The sequence below is a fragment of the Streptomyces sp. NPDC001480 genome (assembly GCF_042894725.1).
Lineage (GTDB): Bacteria > Actinomycetota > Actinomycetes > Streptomycetales > Streptomycetaceae > Streptomyces.
Genome location: NZ_JBIAVX010000010.1, coordinates 56,047 through 72,021, shown reverse-complemented (window position 1 = coordinate 72,021; position 15,975 = coordinate 56,047). Strand labels below are relative to the sequence as shown.

General features: G+C 71.2%; 20 protein-coding genes. 11 read left to right on the top strand and 9 right to left on the bottom strand.

Translation table 11 applies throughout. From position 1 onward, the window contains the following. The first annotated feature begins 113 nt into the window (after nt 1-113). Nucleotides 114-1,304, top strand: a complete 1,191-nt coding sequence (locus ACFY01_RS25265; protein WP_390738009.1) for an IS110 family transposase — start codon at nt 114-116, stop codon at nt 1,302-1,304. 219 nt (nt 1,305-1,523) lie between these two features. Here ACFY01_RS25265 and ACFY01_RS25260 read toward each other — a convergent pair whose 3' ends face one another. From ACFY01_RS25260 to ACFY01_RS25240, 5 genes are all read right to left on the bottom strand, one after another. Beyond that, nucleotides 1,524-2,729 carry a PP2C family protein-serine/threonine phosphatase gene (locus tag ACFY01_RS25260; RefSeq protein WP_390738008.1) on the bottom strand — a complete coding sequence of 402 codons (1,206 nt, stop codon included), beginning with the start codon at nt 2,727-2,729 and terminating at the stop codon, nt 1,524-1,526. A gap of 993 nt (nt 2,730-3,722) precedes the next feature. Next, entirely contained in the window at nt 3,723-4,226 is a 504-nt protein-coding gene (locus tag ACFY01_RS25255) for a hypothetical protein (protein WP_390738007.1), read from the bottom strand. Between the two features lie 98 nt (nt 4,227-4,324). Then, nucleotides 4,325-4,693, bottom strand: coding sequence for a hypothetical protein (locus ACFY01_RS25250; RefSeq protein ID WP_390738006.1), 369 nt, complete (start codon nt 4,691-4,693; stop codon nt 4,325-4,327). Beyond that, nucleotides 4,690-5,361, bottom strand: a complete 672-nt coding sequence (locus ACFY01_RS25245; protein WP_390738005.1) for a hypothetical protein — start codon at nt 5,359-5,361, stop codon at nt 4,690-4,692. Before ACFY01_RS25245 ends, ACFY01_RS25250 begins: the two co-directional genes overlap by 4 nt. Continuing rightward, the gene (locus ACFY01_RS25240; RefSeq protein WP_390738004.1) at nt 5,352-5,927 is read right to left on the bottom strand and encodes an RNA polymerase sigma factor; all 576 of its coding nucleotides are present in this window, start codon (nt 5,925-5,927) and stop codon (nt 5,352-5,354) included. Before ACFY01_RS25240 ends, ACFY01_RS25245 begins: the two co-directional genes overlap by 10 nt. 153 nt (nt 5,928-6,080) lie before the next feature. Here ACFY01_RS25240 and ACFY01_RS25235 point away from each other — a divergent pair, with 153 nt between their 5' ends. The 7 genes from ACFY01_RS25235 (at nt 6,081) to ACFY01_RS25205 (ending at nt 10,168) form a co-directional block, all read left to right on the top strand. Then, a complete protein-coding gene (locus ACFY01_RS25235; protein ID WP_390738003.1) occupies nt 6,081-6,578 on the top strand; it encodes an Asp23/Gls24 family envelope stress response protein in 498 nt (165 codons plus the stop codon). 84 nt (nt 6,579-6,662) lie between these two features. Then, nucleotides 6,663-6,830: a hypothetical protein gene (locus ACFY01_RS25230; protein WP_030645371.1), complete on the top strand. Its 168-nt coding sequence runs from the start codon at nt 6,663-6,665 to the stop codon at nt 6,828-6,830. Continuing rightward, nucleotides 6,827-7,234 carry an Asp23/Gls24 family envelope stress response protein gene (locus ACFY01_RS25225; RefSeq protein ID WP_365245119.1) on the top strand — a complete coding sequence of 136 codons (408 nt, stop codon included), beginning with the start codon at nt 6,827-6,829 and terminating at the stop codon, nt 7,232-7,234. The genes ACFY01_RS25230 and ACFY01_RS25225 overlap by 4 nt, the downstream gene beginning before the upstream one ends. 112 nt (nt 7,235-7,346) lie before the next feature. Further along, nucleotides 7,347-7,973, top strand: a complete 627-nt coding sequence (locus ACFY01_RS25220) for a DUF6286 domain-containing protein (protein ID WP_390738002.1) — start codon at nt 7,347-7,349, stop codon at nt 7,971-7,973. A 28-nt stretch (nt 7,974-8,001) separates the two neighbouring features. Beyond that, nucleotides 8,002-8,610 (top strand): alkaline shock response membrane anchor protein AmaP, encoded by a 609-nt coding sequence (locus ACFY01_RS25215; protein WP_390738001.1) that lies wholly within the window; start codon nt 8,002-8,004, stop codon nt 8,608-8,610. 89 nt (nt 8,611-8,699) lie between these two features. Next, nucleotides 8,700-8,855 carry a DUF6131 family protein gene (locus tag ACFY01_RS25210; protein ID WP_099054839.1) on the top strand — a complete coding sequence of 52 codons (156 nt, stop codon included), beginning with the start codon at nt 8,700-8,702 and terminating at the stop codon, nt 8,853-8,855. Nucleotides 8,856-9,199: 344 nt separating this feature from the next. Then, entirely contained in the window at nt 9,200-10,168 is a 969-nt protein-coding gene (locus ACFY01_RS25205) for a PP2C family protein-serine/threonine phosphatase (protein WP_390738000.1), read from the top strand. Nucleotides 10,169-10,219: 51 nt separating this feature from the next. Here the strand turns inward: ACFY01_RS25205 and ACFY01_RS25200 are convergent, their stop codons facing one another. Further along, on the bottom strand, nt 10,220-10,825 hold the full coding sequence (locus ACFY01_RS25200) for a DUF5994 family protein (protein WP_390737999.1): 606 nt from the start codon (nt 10,823-10,825) through the stop codon (nt 10,220-10,222). A gap of 361 nt (nt 10,826-11,186) precedes the next feature. Here ACFY01_RS25200 and ACFY01_RS25195 point away from each other — a divergent pair, with 361 nt between their 5' ends. From ACFY01_RS25195 to ACFY01_RS25185, 3 genes are all read left to right on the top strand, one after another. Continuing rightward, nucleotides 11,187-11,876 carry a DUF5994 family protein gene (locus ACFY01_RS25195; protein WP_390737998.1) on the top strand — a complete coding sequence of 230 codons (690 nt, stop codon included), beginning with the start codon at nt 11,187-11,189 and terminating at the stop codon, nt 11,874-11,876. A 139-nt stretch (nt 11,877-12,015) separates the two neighbouring features. After that, nucleotides 12,016-12,627 carry an SPFH domain-containing protein gene (locus ACFY01_RS25190; protein WP_390737997.1) on the top strand — a complete coding sequence of 204 codons (612 nt, stop codon included), beginning with the start codon at nt 12,016-12,018 and terminating at the stop codon, nt 12,625-12,627. 118 nt (nt 12,628-12,745) lie between these two features. Continuing rightward, nucleotides 12,746-14,014, top strand: a complete 1,269-nt coding sequence (locus ACFY01_RS25185; protein ID WP_390737996.1) for an ATP-binding protein — start codon at nt 12,746-12,748, stop codon at nt 14,012-14,014. Nucleotides 14,015-14,052: 38 nt separating this feature from the next. On the opposite strand, the gene ACFY01_RS25180 is transcribed toward ACFY01_RS25185, so the two are convergent. The 3 genes from ACFY01_RS25180 to ACFY01_RS25170 all read right to left on the bottom strand — a co-directional run bounded on the left by ACFY01_RS25180 (nt 14,053) and on the right by ACFY01_RS25170 (nt 15,894). Continuing rightward, nucleotides 14,053-14,541 (bottom strand): DUF5994 family protein, encoded by a 489-nt coding sequence (locus ACFY01_RS25180; RefSeq protein ID WP_390737995.1) that lies wholly within the window; start codon nt 14,539-14,541, stop codon nt 14,053-14,055. 283 nt (nt 14,542-14,824) lie between these two features. Further along, a complete protein-coding gene (locus ACFY01_RS25175) occupies nt 14,825-15,349 on the bottom strand; it encodes a hypothetical protein (RefSeq protein ID WP_390737994.1) in 525 nt (174 codons plus the stop codon). After that, entirely contained in the window at nt 15,346-15,894 is a 549-nt protein-coding gene (locus tag ACFY01_RS25170) for a DUF5994 family protein (RefSeq protein ID WP_390737993.1), read from the bottom strand. Before ACFY01_RS25170 ends, ACFY01_RS25175 begins: the two co-directional genes overlap by 4 nt. Between the last annotated feature and the right edge of the window lie 81 nt (nt 15,895-15,975).

The following is a 15,975-nucleotide window of genomic DNA, read 5'->3' as shown; positions in this document are numbered from 1 at the left end:
GTACCCCACGACGACTCGGCTGCCAATTAGGAATTGCGAATGATCGCTCTGTAGGGAATCGACAGCGAGGTCGTCCGTGGGAGGCATCAGCAGCACACCGCACGGAGGGGCCCATGGCAGCGATCTGGGCCGGCATCGACGCAGGAAAGACCCACCACCACTGTGTTGCGATCGACGACAGCGGCCGTCGGCTGTTGTCACGCCGCATCGCCAACGACGAGCCCGAACTGCTCCAACTTCTCGCCGATGTCCTGGCTCTCGGCGACAACGTGACCTGGGGTGTTGATCTGGCCGACGGCGGGGCCGCCCTGGCCATCACGATCCTCCTCAACCACGACCAGCCAGTGCACTACATCTCCGGCCGGGCCATCCACCGAGCCTCCGAGACCTACCGCGGCGAGGGCAAAACAGACGCCAAGGATGCCGCCGTCATCGCCGACCAGGTCCGCGTCCGCCGCGACCTGCACCCCTTACGCACCACCGAGGAAACCGTCACCGACCTCAAGATCCTCACGGGTCGGCGCATGGACCTTGTCGCCGACCGCACCCGCACGGTCAACCGTCTCCGAGCCCAGCTCACCGGCGTTTTCCCCGGCCTGGAACGAGCATTGGATGTCACCAACGTCGGCCCGCTCACCTTGCTGACCGGCTACCAGACCCCCGCCGCCATCCGCCGGATCGGCAGCAAGCGGCTGGAGACCTGGCTGCGTAACCGTCACGTCGTCCGCCCCGACCGGCTCGCCGAGATCGCCGTCCAAGCTGCCGAACGCCAGCACACCAGCCTGCCCGGCGAGAAACTGACCGCCCAGCTGGTGCACACGCTGGCGAAGGAGGTGATGGCCCTCAACCAGAAGGTCGCCGAGCTCGACAAGGACATTGAGGCCCGGTTTCGCGACCACCACGCCTTCCACGTGATCACCAGCGTGCCGGGCCTGGGCGTCATCCTCGGCGCTGAGTTCCTGGCCGCCACCGGCGGCGACATGACGGTCTTCGGCACCGCTGACCGCCTCGCCGGCTTCGGCGGCGTCGCCCCGGTGCCCCGCGACTCGGGGAAGATCAGCGGCAACCTGCGACGCCCCCAGCGATACAACCGCCGCCTCCAACGCGTCTTCTACACCTCCGCGCTGTTCAGCATTCGGCACTGCGACGAGTCGCGCCGGTTCTACGATCGCAAACGCGCCGAGGGCAAGCGGCATACCCAGGCCGTCCTCGCGCTCGCACGCCGCCGCGTCAACGTCCTCTGGGCTCTCCTACGCGACGACCGGTGCTACGAGCTGTCGCCGCCCAGCGCCCTCGCAGCTTGACAGACCGCATTAGGAATCCCTAGCAACTCGGCAAAGGCACCGGCGAGTGCTTGGGAACTCGGTCTACTCGAGTAACGGGGAACAGCAGCACCGCACGAAGGGGCGCCCGCATGGAAGGCATGGCGCATGTGGGCGCTGCCGGACCCGATGCTCGCGGCCCCCGTCACCGACCCGGCGCCGCCCCTGATGTCTCATTCGCGTTGGCACCGTTCACCCAGGTCACGACTGGTCCTTCGTGCGTGCGGCTGAGGCTTGCCGGGTGTCTGCGCCGCTGCTGACGTGCCGCTGGGTCTCCTGGGGGCCGTGCCAGTCCAGGCAGACGGCGGTGGCATCGTCTTCGAGCCGGCCGTCGGCGGCGTCCCGGACCGCGGACGTCAGCGCCAGCACGGTCTCCCTCGGGTGCAGATTCCGGGTGCGCGCCAGCAGGGCGGGCAGATCGACCTTCTCTCCGTGACGTTCGAGCATGCCGTCGGTGAACATGAGCAGACGGTCACCGGGCCGCAGGTCGAGGTCCTGCACACGGTACGGGTGGGGAGTCAGCTCAGACAGCCCGAAGGGATGGTCCACCTCGCAGGTGATCGTCTCCACAGCCCCGTCGCGCATGCGCAGCGGCCAGGGATGACCGGCGTTGACGAGCCGGGCCCGCCCGGTATGGAGATTGATGCGCAGGAGCTGCCCGGTGGCATGACCGTGGCCGTGTTCGATCAGTGCCTGGTCTGCCCGGTGGGCCTGTTCGGCCAAGCCGGTGCCCGCCCGGCGGGCACCGCGCAGGGCGCCCACCAGGACCGTGGCGGCCAGGGCGGAATCCATGTCGTGGCCCATGGGATCGGTCACCGACACGTGCAAGGTGTCGCGGTCCACGGTGTAGTCGAAGGTGTCGCCGCTGAGGTCCTCGGAGGGCTCCAGGTTCCCGCACAGGGTGAACTGTGCGGCCTCGCACGACAGCGACAGGGGCAGCAGCTGGTACTGGATTTCAGCTGCCAGGGTGGGGGGCTTGGAGCGTTTGCCCCAGGTGTAGAGATCGGTGAAGCGGCCGTTGGCGATCACGATGTAGGCCAGGATGTGGGCGGCTTCCCCGACTGCGTCGAGCACGTCCTCGCCAGGGCCGGTCGGCAGGAGCAGTTCCAGCAGCCCGATCGTATCCCCCCGGTTGGTGACGGGCACGATCACCCGCTGCCCCTCGCCGGTCGCGTCCTGATACAGGCGCTGGGTACGGATCACCTCCTCGTAGACACTGCCGAACAGGGGAACCCGCTCGGCCTGCCGCCCACCTTGAGTGGGAGCGGTGGACAGCCGAGCCACCGCCTTCCCTGTCAGGTCCACGACGAGGAAAGAGACCTTAGTGGCCTCGAAACGCCGCCGCAGGTCCTCCGCGATCACGTCGACGGCGTCCGCCGGCGCCGCTGTCTCCGCTGCTGTCAGCAATCGGGTGAGCCCACTTTGTCCACCGCTCACGACCGCAGTCCCTTCCGCAACCCCCCCACCAGCTTGGTAATAACCGCAGTGAGCGTCAATCCGTGAACAGTCACGCTCCGGCGTTCGCCCGCGGACGGGGCCGCCACGGCTGCTCTGTACAAAAGCGGCTCGACGGGCCCATGCCTTGGGAGACACGCCAGAGTCTGGATAACGATGGCTGGAGAGCGCTGCTCTCTCTGGATGCCGGGCGTTTGGTGTTGCGCTCGCGCAGGGACAGGAACCTCGCACCTTCCTTCCCCGAGGTTCGTTCCGGGCACGGTCCAGCTGCCGACGCGACGGCCCTGGACGGCGAGCTGGTCGTACGGGAAATCCAGCAGGCTCGCCTTCGAGCGGCTCCGGGGTCGCCTCCAGCGGCGCGGTGCCGGCACTGCCCGGCTCGCCGAGCAGTGGCCCGCCCACTTCGTCGCCTTCGACTTGTTGCGCCTGGCGGGCACCGACACGACCAGGTGGCCGTACGCGGGCGCCAGGGCGGCTGCTCCGGAACGCCTTTTTGCCGAACAGAACCTCACCACGCCGTGGGCGCTGTGCCCGTCGTTCCCCCCGCTGACCTGGGGATTCACAAAACTGCGGACAGGGCCCTGAAAGCGGCCAGGGCTACTTGTCGCCCCAGCCGGACGGGAGCCGACCCGCAGGTCCACCGCGGCCCGGTCGGTGAGGCGGGGAGCAAGGCTGCGGCTCAACCGGGCGAGGGCCTCGTCCACCTCCAGAGTCTGACCGAGCACGTCGGGACCAGCCGTCCGTCACCACGCAGGCATCTGTCGTCGTCCCCGCGTGCCGCACGCCTCCCGGCCAGCGCCCACAACAGCGGGCAGCGCTCCCGCGGGACGAGGGCACCTCCCGGGTCACGATGGCACAGATCGTGCGTGGAACTCCCCGTCGCCACCCGCCACACCAACGGCGGGGCCATGGGCGCCATCGCGGGGCGCCGTCACTGCGGTCACGTCAGCGGCTCCCCCGGCTCGTTGGCTGAACCGGAGGAGCCTGAGTCGAGCCGGCCCCATGGATGCGCTGCTGAACGCGGCCCACCTCCGGGTCCCCCTCCCGAGTCCCCCGCACCCGAATGCCTGCCGCGATGTGCTGCAACGGATCGGACGCCTCCTGCGCGGTCGGCAGCCGCCCGGCCGACAACAGGAGCGGGCCAGCGCCGCGAAGCACCCGGGACAGCGGGCCCGTCGCCGTCTCCGGCACCGGCGGCAACGGTCCCGTCAGGCCGGTCAGGGCCGCGTCGGGGTCACGGTGTGAGAAACAGACCCGCTCGGCGGCGCCGTCCTCGTCCACCAGACCGGCCGCGGACCAGTCGGCCAGTCCCGGCACCAGCACGCGGCACACCCGTCTGAGCCCCTCGACCGCGTCCAGCGTGCTCGACAGCGCCGCCGCGCTCCGGGTGGCGAACGCCAGCTGGTCGAGCGCCGCTCGCAGCGCCGCGGCCGCGTCATCCTCGTCCATGGCGACCACCTACCCGCCTGAGCGCTCTACGGCCGCTTCCGCCCTGGGAAACCAGCTTGCCGAACGACGGTTCGTGGGGCCTGTGCCCGCGCCGCCGCTCATGCCGCGTCGCGCCAGGCGGCGATACCGGTCACCGTGACCGCGACGGTGACCGGCTCCGCGGCACCGTGGGTGGCGAGGTGGGTGACGAGGGCGGCTGTCACCCGGTCGTGGACGATTCGGGCGATGTCCAGCGCCCGCCGACCCTCCGTCATGACGCAGCGCACCTCGATGTGCCATCCGGAACCGTCCGGCGCCCGGTCGGCGCGTACGCCGGCCTCGGGCGGCGTGGTGTCCGCCCGGGTGGGCGCGGCGGCTGCCGCGAGGCGCCGGGCGAGGCGGGGCTGCAGGGCGGCCACGCCAGGAACCGCGAGGGCTGCCTCGGCCGCGACGCCGAGGAGCGCGGTGGTCCCGGTGGCGGTCATCATGCGCCACCGCCCGTCGGGAGGCGGGGACCGAGGGTCGGTCCCGGTTCCAGTACGTCGGCCACGGTGATGTCGACGGCTGTCACCGTGAGCCCCAGGTCCTGTCCGGCCGAGTGGAGGACCGATCGGCGTACCTGGTGGACCCGGTCGGGCAGCGGGCGGTCGAGGGCGGCGGCCAGGGTCATGGTCACCCGCACGTCGGTGCCGTTGCCCTCGGGTACGAGCCGGCAGGTCGCGGCCCTGGCACCGGGGACCGTGTCCGCGGCCCGCCTCAGCACCTTCGCCGCGGCGCTCTCGGCGATCCGCAGGTCCCGGTCGGGGTCGGCCAGGGGCAGCAGCCGCCCGAACCGGACCTCTGCCCTGACGACGTCCATGACCCGGTCGGCGAGTGCGTGCAGGCCCGGAGGGTCCTCGTTGCGCAGCGTCCGGGCGGCCGCGTTCACCGTGGCCAGTCCCTCGACCGCCTCTCGGCAGTATGGACAGGACGCCGGGTGCGGGTCCGCGGCCGGTGGTGCGTCCCGCGCCTGTTCCCAGACCCGGCTGAGCAGGCGGCCGCAGGGCAGTACCTCATCGCCTGCGATCGGGGGCACGTCGGCGGCGGCCCAGCCGTTGCGGGGCCCGTCGGCTCCGGGCGGTTCGGGAGGCCGCGTGTGCGGGTCGTCTAGCGCCATGAGCCCATCGCCTCCTGCAGGGATCGGCGTGCCCTGAACAGTCTGCCGCGTACCGTCTGCTCGTCGGTACGCGTCACGTGCGCTATCTCCTTGTAGGGCAGGCCCTGCACCTCCCTCAGGATCCAGCAGACCCGCTGTCCGGCGTCCAGCTCGGCGAGCGCGCGGAACAGGGCGGCCATGGCCGCGTCCTCCTCGGCGGTCCGGGCGGGCTGGCTCCACGCGTCGCCCGCCGCGGGTTCGGCGACGGTGTCCAGGGAAAGAGGCGGCGGCCGTCGGTGGCACATGCTCTGGCAGCGGTTGACGGTGATCCGGTACATCCAGGTGTGGAACTCCGCCCTGTGGCGGTATTCCGGCAGGTGGCGCCAGGCGCTGACGAAGGCGTCCTGAACGGCCTCCTCGGCGTCCTGGGGGTTGCCCAGAATGCAACGGGCCAGGGTCAGCAGGGACCGGCTGTGCCGCTGGACGAGGACGGCGAAGGAGTCCTCGTCTCCCTCGGCCGCCCGTACCGCCAGCAGGCGGTCGGGCAGGTCGCACCCCAGTCGTGGGGAAGCAGTGCGTTCGATCATGACGCTCCCACGCAGGCTCGGAACGATCGTGTACCCCCGATACGAGTTGTGACGCACATCACACGCCAGACGCGTGAGGATTGTGCCGCCCGGTATGTCCAACGTTCGACGGGCACCATTCCGGTGTCCGGCCGACCGATCGAGGCGACCGCCATGACGGACAACATCACCAGCGTCGGCGGGGGCAGCCGACCCGAAACAGGCACGAGCGCGCTCAGGGGCCGCACAGGGGCCGGGGCTCCGGCCGAGACACGGGGCAGGACCACCATCGCGGACGGTGTGGTGGCCAAGATCGCGGGCATGGCCGCCCGCGAGGTACCGGGCATCCACAGCCTGGGCGCCGGCATGGCCCGCGCCTTCGGAGCCATGCGGGAACGCGTCCCCGGCGCAGGCGGAGGCGGAGGCGGAGCGGTCACCCGCGGCGTCAAGGTCGAGGTCGGGGAACGGCAGGCCGCGGTGGACCTGGACGTCGTCGTCGAGTACGGCGTCTCCATCGTCGACGTCGCGGGCGGCGTACGCACCAATGTCATCAGCGCCGTGGAGCGGATGACGGGCTTGGAGGTCGTGGAGGTGAACATCGCCGTCGACGACGTCCACCTGCCCGACGACGAGGAGCAGCAGACCGAACCGGAAGAGGGCCGCGTGAGATGACCGCTGCCGGGACCACCGCCGTGTCCTCGGGCCCGAGCGGATGATCACGGCGAGAGGGACGCTCGCGAGACGGGTGAGTGCGCGATGAACACAGCAACGACGGGACTCGCGGCCGGCATGGCCCTCGGCTTCGCCGGCTACTTCGGCGGCTTCTGGGCCTTTCTGCTGGTGCTGGTCCTCGGTGCGGCGGGGCTGATCGTCGGCCTCGTCGTACAGGGCGACCTGGACCTCCGGACACGGAGGCAGCGGTGAAGACCCGGCCCGGTTCCCCTGGCGAGGGGTCGGGCCCGCCGGCGCCGGCCGCCGGGCTGCCGCCCCCGGCCGAGCGGGGCGCCACCGTCATCCCGGACAGGGTGGTCGCCCGTATCGCCGCGCAGGCCGCGCGCGCGGCCCAGTCGCGGCGCGCCGCCGTACCGCCCGATCGGGGCGGACCTGCGGCACCCCACGCCTCCGCCGCCGTCCGTACCGGATCGGTGCGCCTGCATCTGACCATGGACCTGCCATACCCCACCGACATCCCCCGTGTCTGCGAGCGGATCCAGCGGGACGTCGCCGAACGGGTCGCCCAGCTGACCGGGCTGCGGGTGGGAGAGGTCCTCCTCACCGTCCGGCGGCTGGTGACCGCCGCCGACTCGAGCCGGGGGCGGGTCCGGTGAGCGGCCGGGCGGCCCGGGTCACCGGGCACGCCGTGCGGGAAGGGCGATCGCGATGACATCCGATCCACGTCCCCCGGGCCACGGCCCCGCGTCGTCCACGCACCGTGCCGCAGTGCCGCTGACGAAGGAGCCCGACCCTCCCGAACGCGACGTGTCCACCTCGGACCTCACAGCCGGTGAGCGCGAAGGAGGGCACCGAACCCGTCGCAAGTGGTCCGCGCGCCGCATCACGGCAGCGCTGGTCGCCACCGTGATCCTCGTGGCCGCGGTCGCGACGCTGGTCGACGTCATCGCCGTACGGGCGGGACATCCGGCGGCGGCCTGGCGACGGCATCTGGCCGACGAACTGGCCACCCGCCCGGTGGACGACGTGTGGATGCTGACGGGAGCCGCTGTGGCCGCCGCCCTCGGCGTCTGGCTGATCGTCCTGGCCCTCACCCCCGGTCAACGCCGCTGGCTGCCCCTGCGGTCACCCGCCGGCTGCCCGCGAGTGCGGGCCTTCGTGGACCGCGGCGGAGCCGCCGTCCTGCTGCGCGACGCCGCCATGCGGGTCCCCGGAGTCGGCGCGGCGCACGTCCTGGTGGGCCGCCACCGCATCAAAGCCCGCGCGGACGTCCGCTTCCGCGACCCCCGACAGGTGAGGGACGACCTCACCGCCGTCCTCGACGAGGAACGCGACCGGCTCGCCCTCGCCCGTCCTCCCCGCATCGCCCTACGGGCGCGGCGACGCACCCACTGACCCAAGACCCGCAGCACCGGAGCCCGCCATGACGCCGCGATCCGCACTCAACCGCACGCTGCTGGCCCTCGCCGGACTGGTCCTCCTCGGCGGCGGACTGCTCATCCTCTTCGCCGGGCTCGATCTCTACCGGCGGCACGATCTGGCCCCGCCCGCCGGCTGGCCCCTGACCACCCCGGCCGACGTCCTGCTCGGCTCCGCCGACCGGGCCCGCTGGAGCAGCCAGGGCTGGTGGTGGTGGCCCGCGGTCATCGCCACCCTCGCCGTCGCCGCCCTGCTCGCCCTGTGGTGGCTGCTCGCCCAGCTGAGCCGACGCCGCCCCGGCTCACTGCCCGTCGGCGGCACGCCCCCGCAGGAGGGCGTCGAACTGCGCGACCGCGCACTCAGCGAGGCGATCGCGAACGAAGCCGGTGCCCTGCCAGGGGTAGGCCATGCGGCCGTACTCATCACCGGCCGACCGGCCCGCCACCGCACCCGCATCGACCTGACCCTCACCCCCGAGGGCACGCCCGGCGCCACTCTCGGTGCGCTGTGCGAAGGCCCGCTCGGCACCGCGCGTCGGTCCACCGGCCTCATCGACATGCCCGCCGAGGTCCGGCTACAGGTCAGCCGCCACGGACCACACCGCGTGGAGTAAGGAGGAGAGAGATCGGCCGTTCCCGCCGACGCCCTTGCGGCCCACAGCAGTTCGCGGGCGAGTCGGCACCACTCCCCAAAGGAGAGACCATGATCATCCTGGGCGTCATTCTGCTCGTCGTCGGCTTCCTCACCGGCCTGTCCATCCTGTGGACCATCGGGATCATCCTGCTGGTCGTCGGAGCCATCCTGTGGATCCTCGGCGCGATGGGACACGCCGTCGCCGGTCGACGCCACTACTGGTAGGCGGGATCATTGCCCTGCATGGCAGTGATCCAGGCTGCGGGCAGGCCGGCAGACGGCGCGGACCCCACCCAGGCGGCCGCGGCAGTGGACGACGACGGCGGAGAGGTCGATCCGCCTGAGGCCGGTGCCGGTCAGCCGCCGCGGCTCGGACGCGGGGCGCCCGGTGGCCGTTGTGCCCGTCCTCGCCGCACGAGCGCACGGCCGACTCGACGGGGAGTCGGTGGATCGACCCCCACGATCCGGGCGAGAGTTCCCCACCGCGTCGACCGGTGAGTCTCCGTCGGGAGTTCGTATGCACAGCACCTTCGTGAAGATCCGCCAGAACGTCCCCCTGGGCCACGGCGATGACGGGCGGTGAGGGGCAAGGACCCGCGGAAGGCTCCACCCGGTCGGAGCGCTTCGGGGAGGAGTTTCTGGGAGTCCTGCTGGACCAGGGGCACGAGTTGCCGCCGCACCAGCTCGGTCCGCTCGTCGCACGGCAGATCGGCAGGCTCGACGGCCGTGAGACCTCGCTCTTCCTGCAGGACTACGGCCAGGTGTGGCTCGTCCCCCTGCCGGGCGACGGGCTGGCAGCCGGGGAACCGCAGCCGATCGACGGCTCCGATGCCGGTCGCGCCTTCCAGGAGGTGCGTCCCGTCGAGGTGCCGCAGGCAGGCGGTGTACGGGTCTATCTGCCCCTGCTGGACGGTGGTGACCAGGTGGGCGTCATCCTGCATGTGGCCATGGTCGACGCGATGGGCCACGGACTGGACGCCGCCACGATGGCCACGGTGGTCATCGGAGCCTACCGGCATGCCCGGCGCATCAGCGTCGGCCTGTCGGAGATCTATACGTTCATGGACCGGGCCGTCGCCGAGCAGTTCGGCCCCGACCACTTCGTGACCGCTCAGATGATGCGGCTCAACACGGCCACGGGCAGGCTTCAGTGGGTCAACGCCGGACATCCCGCTCCTGTGCTGATCCGTGGACACCGTGTCGTACGACGGCTGGAGGGCCCGACGACGCTGCCCCTCGGCTTCGGCGGTCACGAGCCCCGGATCAGTGAAGTGGCTCTCACCCCCGGCGACCGGATCCTGTGCTTCACCGACGGACTGATAGAGGAGCGCGATCTCGGCGGTGAGGAATTCGGTGAGGAGCAGCTCATCGGGTGGGTGAACCGCCTCGAGCCCACGGCGCAGCAGATCCGGACGGTGGCGCGCTCCCTCTCCCACACGCTGCAACGAGCGCGGGGCGGGATCACGACGGACGATGCGACGCTCCTGCTGATCGAATGGCGCGGGAGCGCCACCGACGACCTCGCCCTCCCGGAGTGAGCCCGCCTCCCGCCCCCGACGGCACGCAGCCTTTCCCCCACCGCCGGTCTCTCACACTCCTGCTGCCGCGGTGGGCACGTGACGGGTGACCGGTCCGTCAGGAGTGCGTGAGGCGGGGTGGGGGGCGTCGTGTCCGCCTTCGGAGTCCCAGACCGCCTCCCGGAGCGAGTCCGAGTCGGCCGCTGCCTCTGCCGCGGCCCGGAAACTTTCGGCCTCACGGATCAGGCCGCTCGCCGGGAGGCTCCGTGACGGGTCGGTGGCCGTGGCCATGAGCCGGGCCGCGGTTGCCGGCCCTGTCTCCGGTGGGATCACCAGCAGGCTCCAGCAGCCGAACGTGTAGGACAGCAGCAACAGTTTGTGCGGGTCCTGCCCGGCGTTGGACCAGCCGACGCGCACCATGTGGCCGTGCGCGGGCACTTCTCCCGGGATGACCGGCCAGAACGTGCGGCTCACCGCTATCCGGGTGATCCGCCCCCACAGCGGGTCGAGACATTCGACGAGCGCCGGGAGCTGCTCCGTCAGGTTGCGCGAACGGGGCCACCAGGCACCGTCGATCAGGGCCGGAGGGGCACCGGCCGACGCCAGCGTGAGTCGGAGCGGTGACGAAGAAGGGGCCCGGTTTCCGACTGCGGGTGTGAACGGAATGGTCGCGGTCATGGCGCGGACCCAACCCCGGGCCGGTCACGGCCGGCCCGGTTGTCATGAATCGCCGAGAACGACCCGGCGTGGAAGCCGGTGTACGAGATGCTCTCGGTAATCACCAGGATACTCCTCGCCGAGGCCCGGCGGACCGGCGGGGAGCGACGGGCTGAACGGAACACGAGGAACAGCTCCCACGTAAGACAGCCAAGGAGTGCTGGGCCTCTGGGCCAGGGGCATGCGGGCGTCGGGCGCGGGACCGGTCCGGGAGCCGGCATACGAAGGGCCCCGGCACCGGCGGCCCACTGCCGCCGGTGTCGACAGCCGTTTCCGGAATGCGACGGCGCCTCCACAACCGCCCCGGCGTGTGCGGAGTACCGTGGACAGCACCGAGGGCATTTCGCACACCGGCTTCCACGCCGGGTCGTTCTCGGCGAGAGACGAAACCCGGGTCGCCGCTGAGGCGGCCCGGAGACGGGTCCGCATCATGTCGGCGACCTTGCACGAACCCCTGCCACACCACGAGCCCGTCGCAGCCCCGGCCGCGCGTCTCGCGCTGAAGACCGACGGCCCGTCGCGCGGCCTCCTGGACGGTGCCTGGTGGCCCCGCTCCCGGGACCTGCTGAGCGAGCTGCCCGCACTGACCGATGTGCTGGACCCTCTGTGGGGCCGCATCACCCGCATCGCCGTCAACCCGAAGTACTGGCCGGTCATCCCGCACGAGATCGCCGTGGGCGGTCATGTCGTCAAGGTCGGATGGTTCAGCCCGGAGATCGACCCGCACAAGCTGCTGCTGCTCTCCTACGGCACCGGCCGCTGGGATCTGCTGGTCGTCCCACCCGAGACCGAGACGAAGTCGGCGGCCCGCCTGATGGCGGCCGCGTCCGACTACGACGGCCCACCGCTGACCGCAAGCGCTCTCATGGCCGCGGACGAGACCCGGCACGCCGTCTCCACCGCCGACCGGCCACTCGAACCGGACGAGGCAGGGAAGTACGGGGACGGCCCCGCCTCAGCGGCCGTTCCGGCACGGACCGATCGCGCCAGTCGCCTGGTCATCGGCATGTGAGACGGCCGCCACGACCGGTGCCTTCCCGGGTTCCGGACCTGCCTCACGAACCGGCGCAGGCACATGCAGGGGTCTCGACCGGCGGATCCCCACCCCCGGTCCTCGTCCCGAGGAGCAGCCCACGCAAGCCCTGAAGGGAGTGCTGTTCCGCTTCGGCGGACTCGTCGGAACACGCTCCCCGGGGCTGCGGTTCATCAGCCCGTTCGTCGACGCCCTGCACCGGGTGTCGCTGCGGGTCGTCACCATGCCGATCCAGTCCCAGGGCATCATCACCAGGGACAACGTGAGCGTGGACGTGTCGGCGGTCGCCTGCTTCCGGGTCGTCGACGCCGTGAAGTCGGTCGTCGCCGTGGAGAACGTCAACGCGGCGATCAACCAGATCGCCAGACCACTCTGCGGAAGGTCGTCGGCCGGCACATGCTCGGCGAGACGCTTTCGGAGACGGACGGGATCAAACTCAACCTGGACATCCGCCAGATCCTCGACGTCACCACCGTCGACCGGCGTGTGCAGGTCACGCTCCCTGGCGCTTCAACTGCGCAATCTCCAGAGCCTGGTGGAGATCGGTGTCGACCAGAACACCACCGTCGTCTTCCCGGCCCCCCTCATGAGCACGATCGGCGAGCTCGGCTCCTTCCTAGCCCGGGAAACCGCGGCCGCCGCACCCGCCGCGGCAGCGCCACCGGCCGGCACCGGCCGCACCGACAAGTCCCTCAGCGCGGCAGGCAGCGCGCCCGGCACCGCGGCGTGACCCGACTACGGCCCGAGCGGTCCGTGGCACCAGGGAGGCTTCGTGACCGTCGCCTGTCGCGCGTGTCCTCCGGGCACCGGCTGATGATGGGAGTACGGCCTAACACGCGGAGCTGATCATGACGGGTTGGCGGGTCAGGGACTACACCCAGGACGATCTCGAAGCGGTGATCCGTGTCGACATGCAGAGCGGCACGACCGAGGAGCCGCCGCTCTTCCGGCTCTCGGACGCCGTGACGGCCCTCCAGACCCGCCACCCGGCCGTGGTGGCCACGGCCGACGACGTGCTGATCGGCGCCGCGGTGAGCAGGGTGGAGGGCGAACGGGCATGGATCCTGCGCATCTGCATGGCGCCCACCTGGCGGCAGCGCGGGCTGGGCAGTGCCCTGATCACCGCCCTTGAGCAACGGCTCTTCGCCGCCGGCGTCCGCGCGGTGCACGCCGCCCTGCCCGAGGGCGAGACCGGTGCCACCGCCCTGCGCAACTGCGACTTCGGTGCCCGCCCCGGGCTGGTCTTCTTCGAGAAACGCGGACCGGTGACCCCGCAGTCGGCCGGCACGCTGTCCTCGCTCGGAGCGGAGCTGCCGCCAGGGGGGCTGTGGCAGAAGGTCGCGGGCATGCAACGGGAGAAGCAGCTCATCGAGCGGCGCCTGGTCCTGCCGCTGGCCCATCCCGAACTGGCCGCCCAGCACGGAGTGGAACTGCCACGGGCGGTGATGTTGTTCGGCCCGCCCGGGACCGGCAAGAGCACGTTCGCGCACGCGATCGCCGGCCGCCTGGGATGGCCCTTCCTCGAACTGTTCCCCGCCCGTCTGGCCGCCGAGTACGGCCTGGCGACCGGGCTGAGCCGGCGCTTCGACGAGATCGCCCGGCTCGACCACGTCCTCGTCTTCATCGACGAGGTCGAGGAGGTCGCCGGCGAACGGGGCGGCGCGGACGCCACCGCTGTCGGCGTCGTCAACGAACTGCTCAAGGCGATCGTCCGGTTCCGAAGCCAGGACGGACGGCTGCTCGTCTGCGCCACGAACAACGTGACCACGCTCGACTCCGCGTTCCTGCGGCACGGCCGCTTCGACTACGTGCTGCCGATCGGCCCTCCCGACCACACCGCCAGGACCGCACTGTGGGAGAGCTACCTGGCCCGAGCGGGCGCACGGGCCGACAGCGCGGTACTCGCGTCCGCCAGCGAGGGGTTCACCCCCGCCGACATCGCCCACGCGGCGCGCACCGTCTCCCAGGCCCAGTTCGAGCGCACCTTCGACACCGGAACCCGGACCACCCCCACCACCGACGACTACCTGGACACGATCCGCGACACCAAGCCCACGGTCAGCGCCGCCATGGCCCGGGAATTCGCCCAGCAGACGGAGGAGTTCGCCCGCATCTAGCGTCCAGGCCGATGGGGAGGCGATCTGCGACGGACGTGTCAGGCCGGCGTAGGTGGCGTGTCGCTGCCCGTTTCGATGAGGATCTGCGTGGCCTCGGTGACGTTGTCGGCCCGTACGGCCCTGGCCATCGCGGCGCGTGCCGCGTCGGGCGACGTGTCCGGAGGGACCAGCATCAGGGTGAAGTGGTCCCGGTCGCCCCGGGTGATGAGGACGGTGTCGTCACCGACCGGGAAGGAGTCGACGTGCACGACCCGGTCGTCGACCATCACCCGGGTCGGCAGTTCGTCCCAGGCGCTGCCGTCCAGACCGACCCGGGTGACAGGCCCGAGATGCTCGGTCAACGCGGAGAGCAGCGAGGGCAGCTCGGCACCGATGTCCCGGGACCGCGGCCACCATGCGCCGTCCAGGATTCCCTCGCGTGCGTGTGTCGTCTCCAGCCGCAGCAGGGCCGTCCCGGGGTGCACCGACCGGTGGACGGCGTCCGGCAGGAGCCTGGGGATGTGGTCGGGGGTGTCTGAGTCGGCCATGGTGTCCGCCCGTCCGTAGAGAAGCGGGCGACGCAGAGCGTGCGACCGCGATACGACCCTGCCACCTCACCGTACTCCGCACGACGCTCGCGCGAGCGCCTCGCCGCAGGGCGCGGTTGCGGAAACAGGCAACGGCTCCGGCGTATACCCGCCGGAGCCGCCCTTCCGGGTCATCGCACGTGAGCGTGCGCCGACCCGCTTTCCAGGTTACGTCAAAGGGATTAATCCGCCGTAAGCAATCCTTGCGAGGGTTCACTTCGGTCCGAGAAGCCGACGCGGCGGCTCAGCCACGCCCTTCCTCTTCCGTCTCCATCTGCCGGATCCCCTGGTGCGTCAGCGTGATCATCGCGGGCGTGTTGCCCCTCTCCCAGTCCACGACGACCCAGCCCTCACCTGCCAGGTACATACAGGCAGCGGCCATGTCCTGCTCAGGGATACCGAGTTCCGTGCGGAGCTTCGCCCCATCGACGCCCAGGAGGCGATTGCCCTCGGCGGCTTGGTACAGAGCCTGCATGATCCTCTCGCGATACGTCTTCCGGTCTCGCAATATCGCCATCACGCGCCTTCCTCTACTGCCCACCGTCGGGCCGAAGTCGATGTCATCCGCGGTCGCCGTCGCGGTGGGGCGCGTCGGAACGGTCGCGTCCACCGCCGACCGACGGTGCCTTCGGAGACGCCCGATCCCCGGCAGAACATCGCTGTAGTGGAAGGCAGCGATCCGTTCGGCGTGCTGGCCGTTGAGCCGGCGGATCAGAACGACTCCGACGGCGATCAGAAGGAGCAGCGCGGCCGCGGCGATGACAGTCATGGTCCTCTCACCTCCGTCGAACGGTGGGCGAAGGGCCTGCCGATCCGATATACCGGGGCAGGCACGACGGCCCGACCGGCTCCGCCGTCGGTCTCCCACGCTTCTTCCCTGATCCGGGCGTCGATCCTGTCTGCTGCTTCCTCCCGTGCCGGGGCCTCGGTGCCGTCGCCCGCCATCAGCTGCGCGGCTGCCTCCGCACGGGTTTCCGGCGGAATCACCAGCACGTCTCGGCGACCGTCGGGCAGGGAGAGGGTCAGTCTGTGCGGATCCTGGGTCTCGGTGGACCAGCCCACCTGCACGGTACGCCCGGCGACGGACACCCAGTGCGGGATGACGGGCCAGTGGGTCGGGTGCACGGTGACACCTGTGATGCGGCCCCACTGTTCGACCAGCGCGGCCGTCAGGGCGGGCAGCTCACGGGTGAGGGCACGGGAACGCGGCCACCACATGCCGTCCAGGCCGCCCGGTGCGGGCGTGAGGGACAGCCGGGCCGGCTGGGGCGGCGCGCGCCTACTCGATGTCGTACGGTCAATGGTCACGGGCATGGCGCGGACCTGTCCCCGGGCTCGTGGGTGCGGCCCGGCGTTGTCGATCACCGGAAACGGCACCCGCAGCGGAGCCGGTAC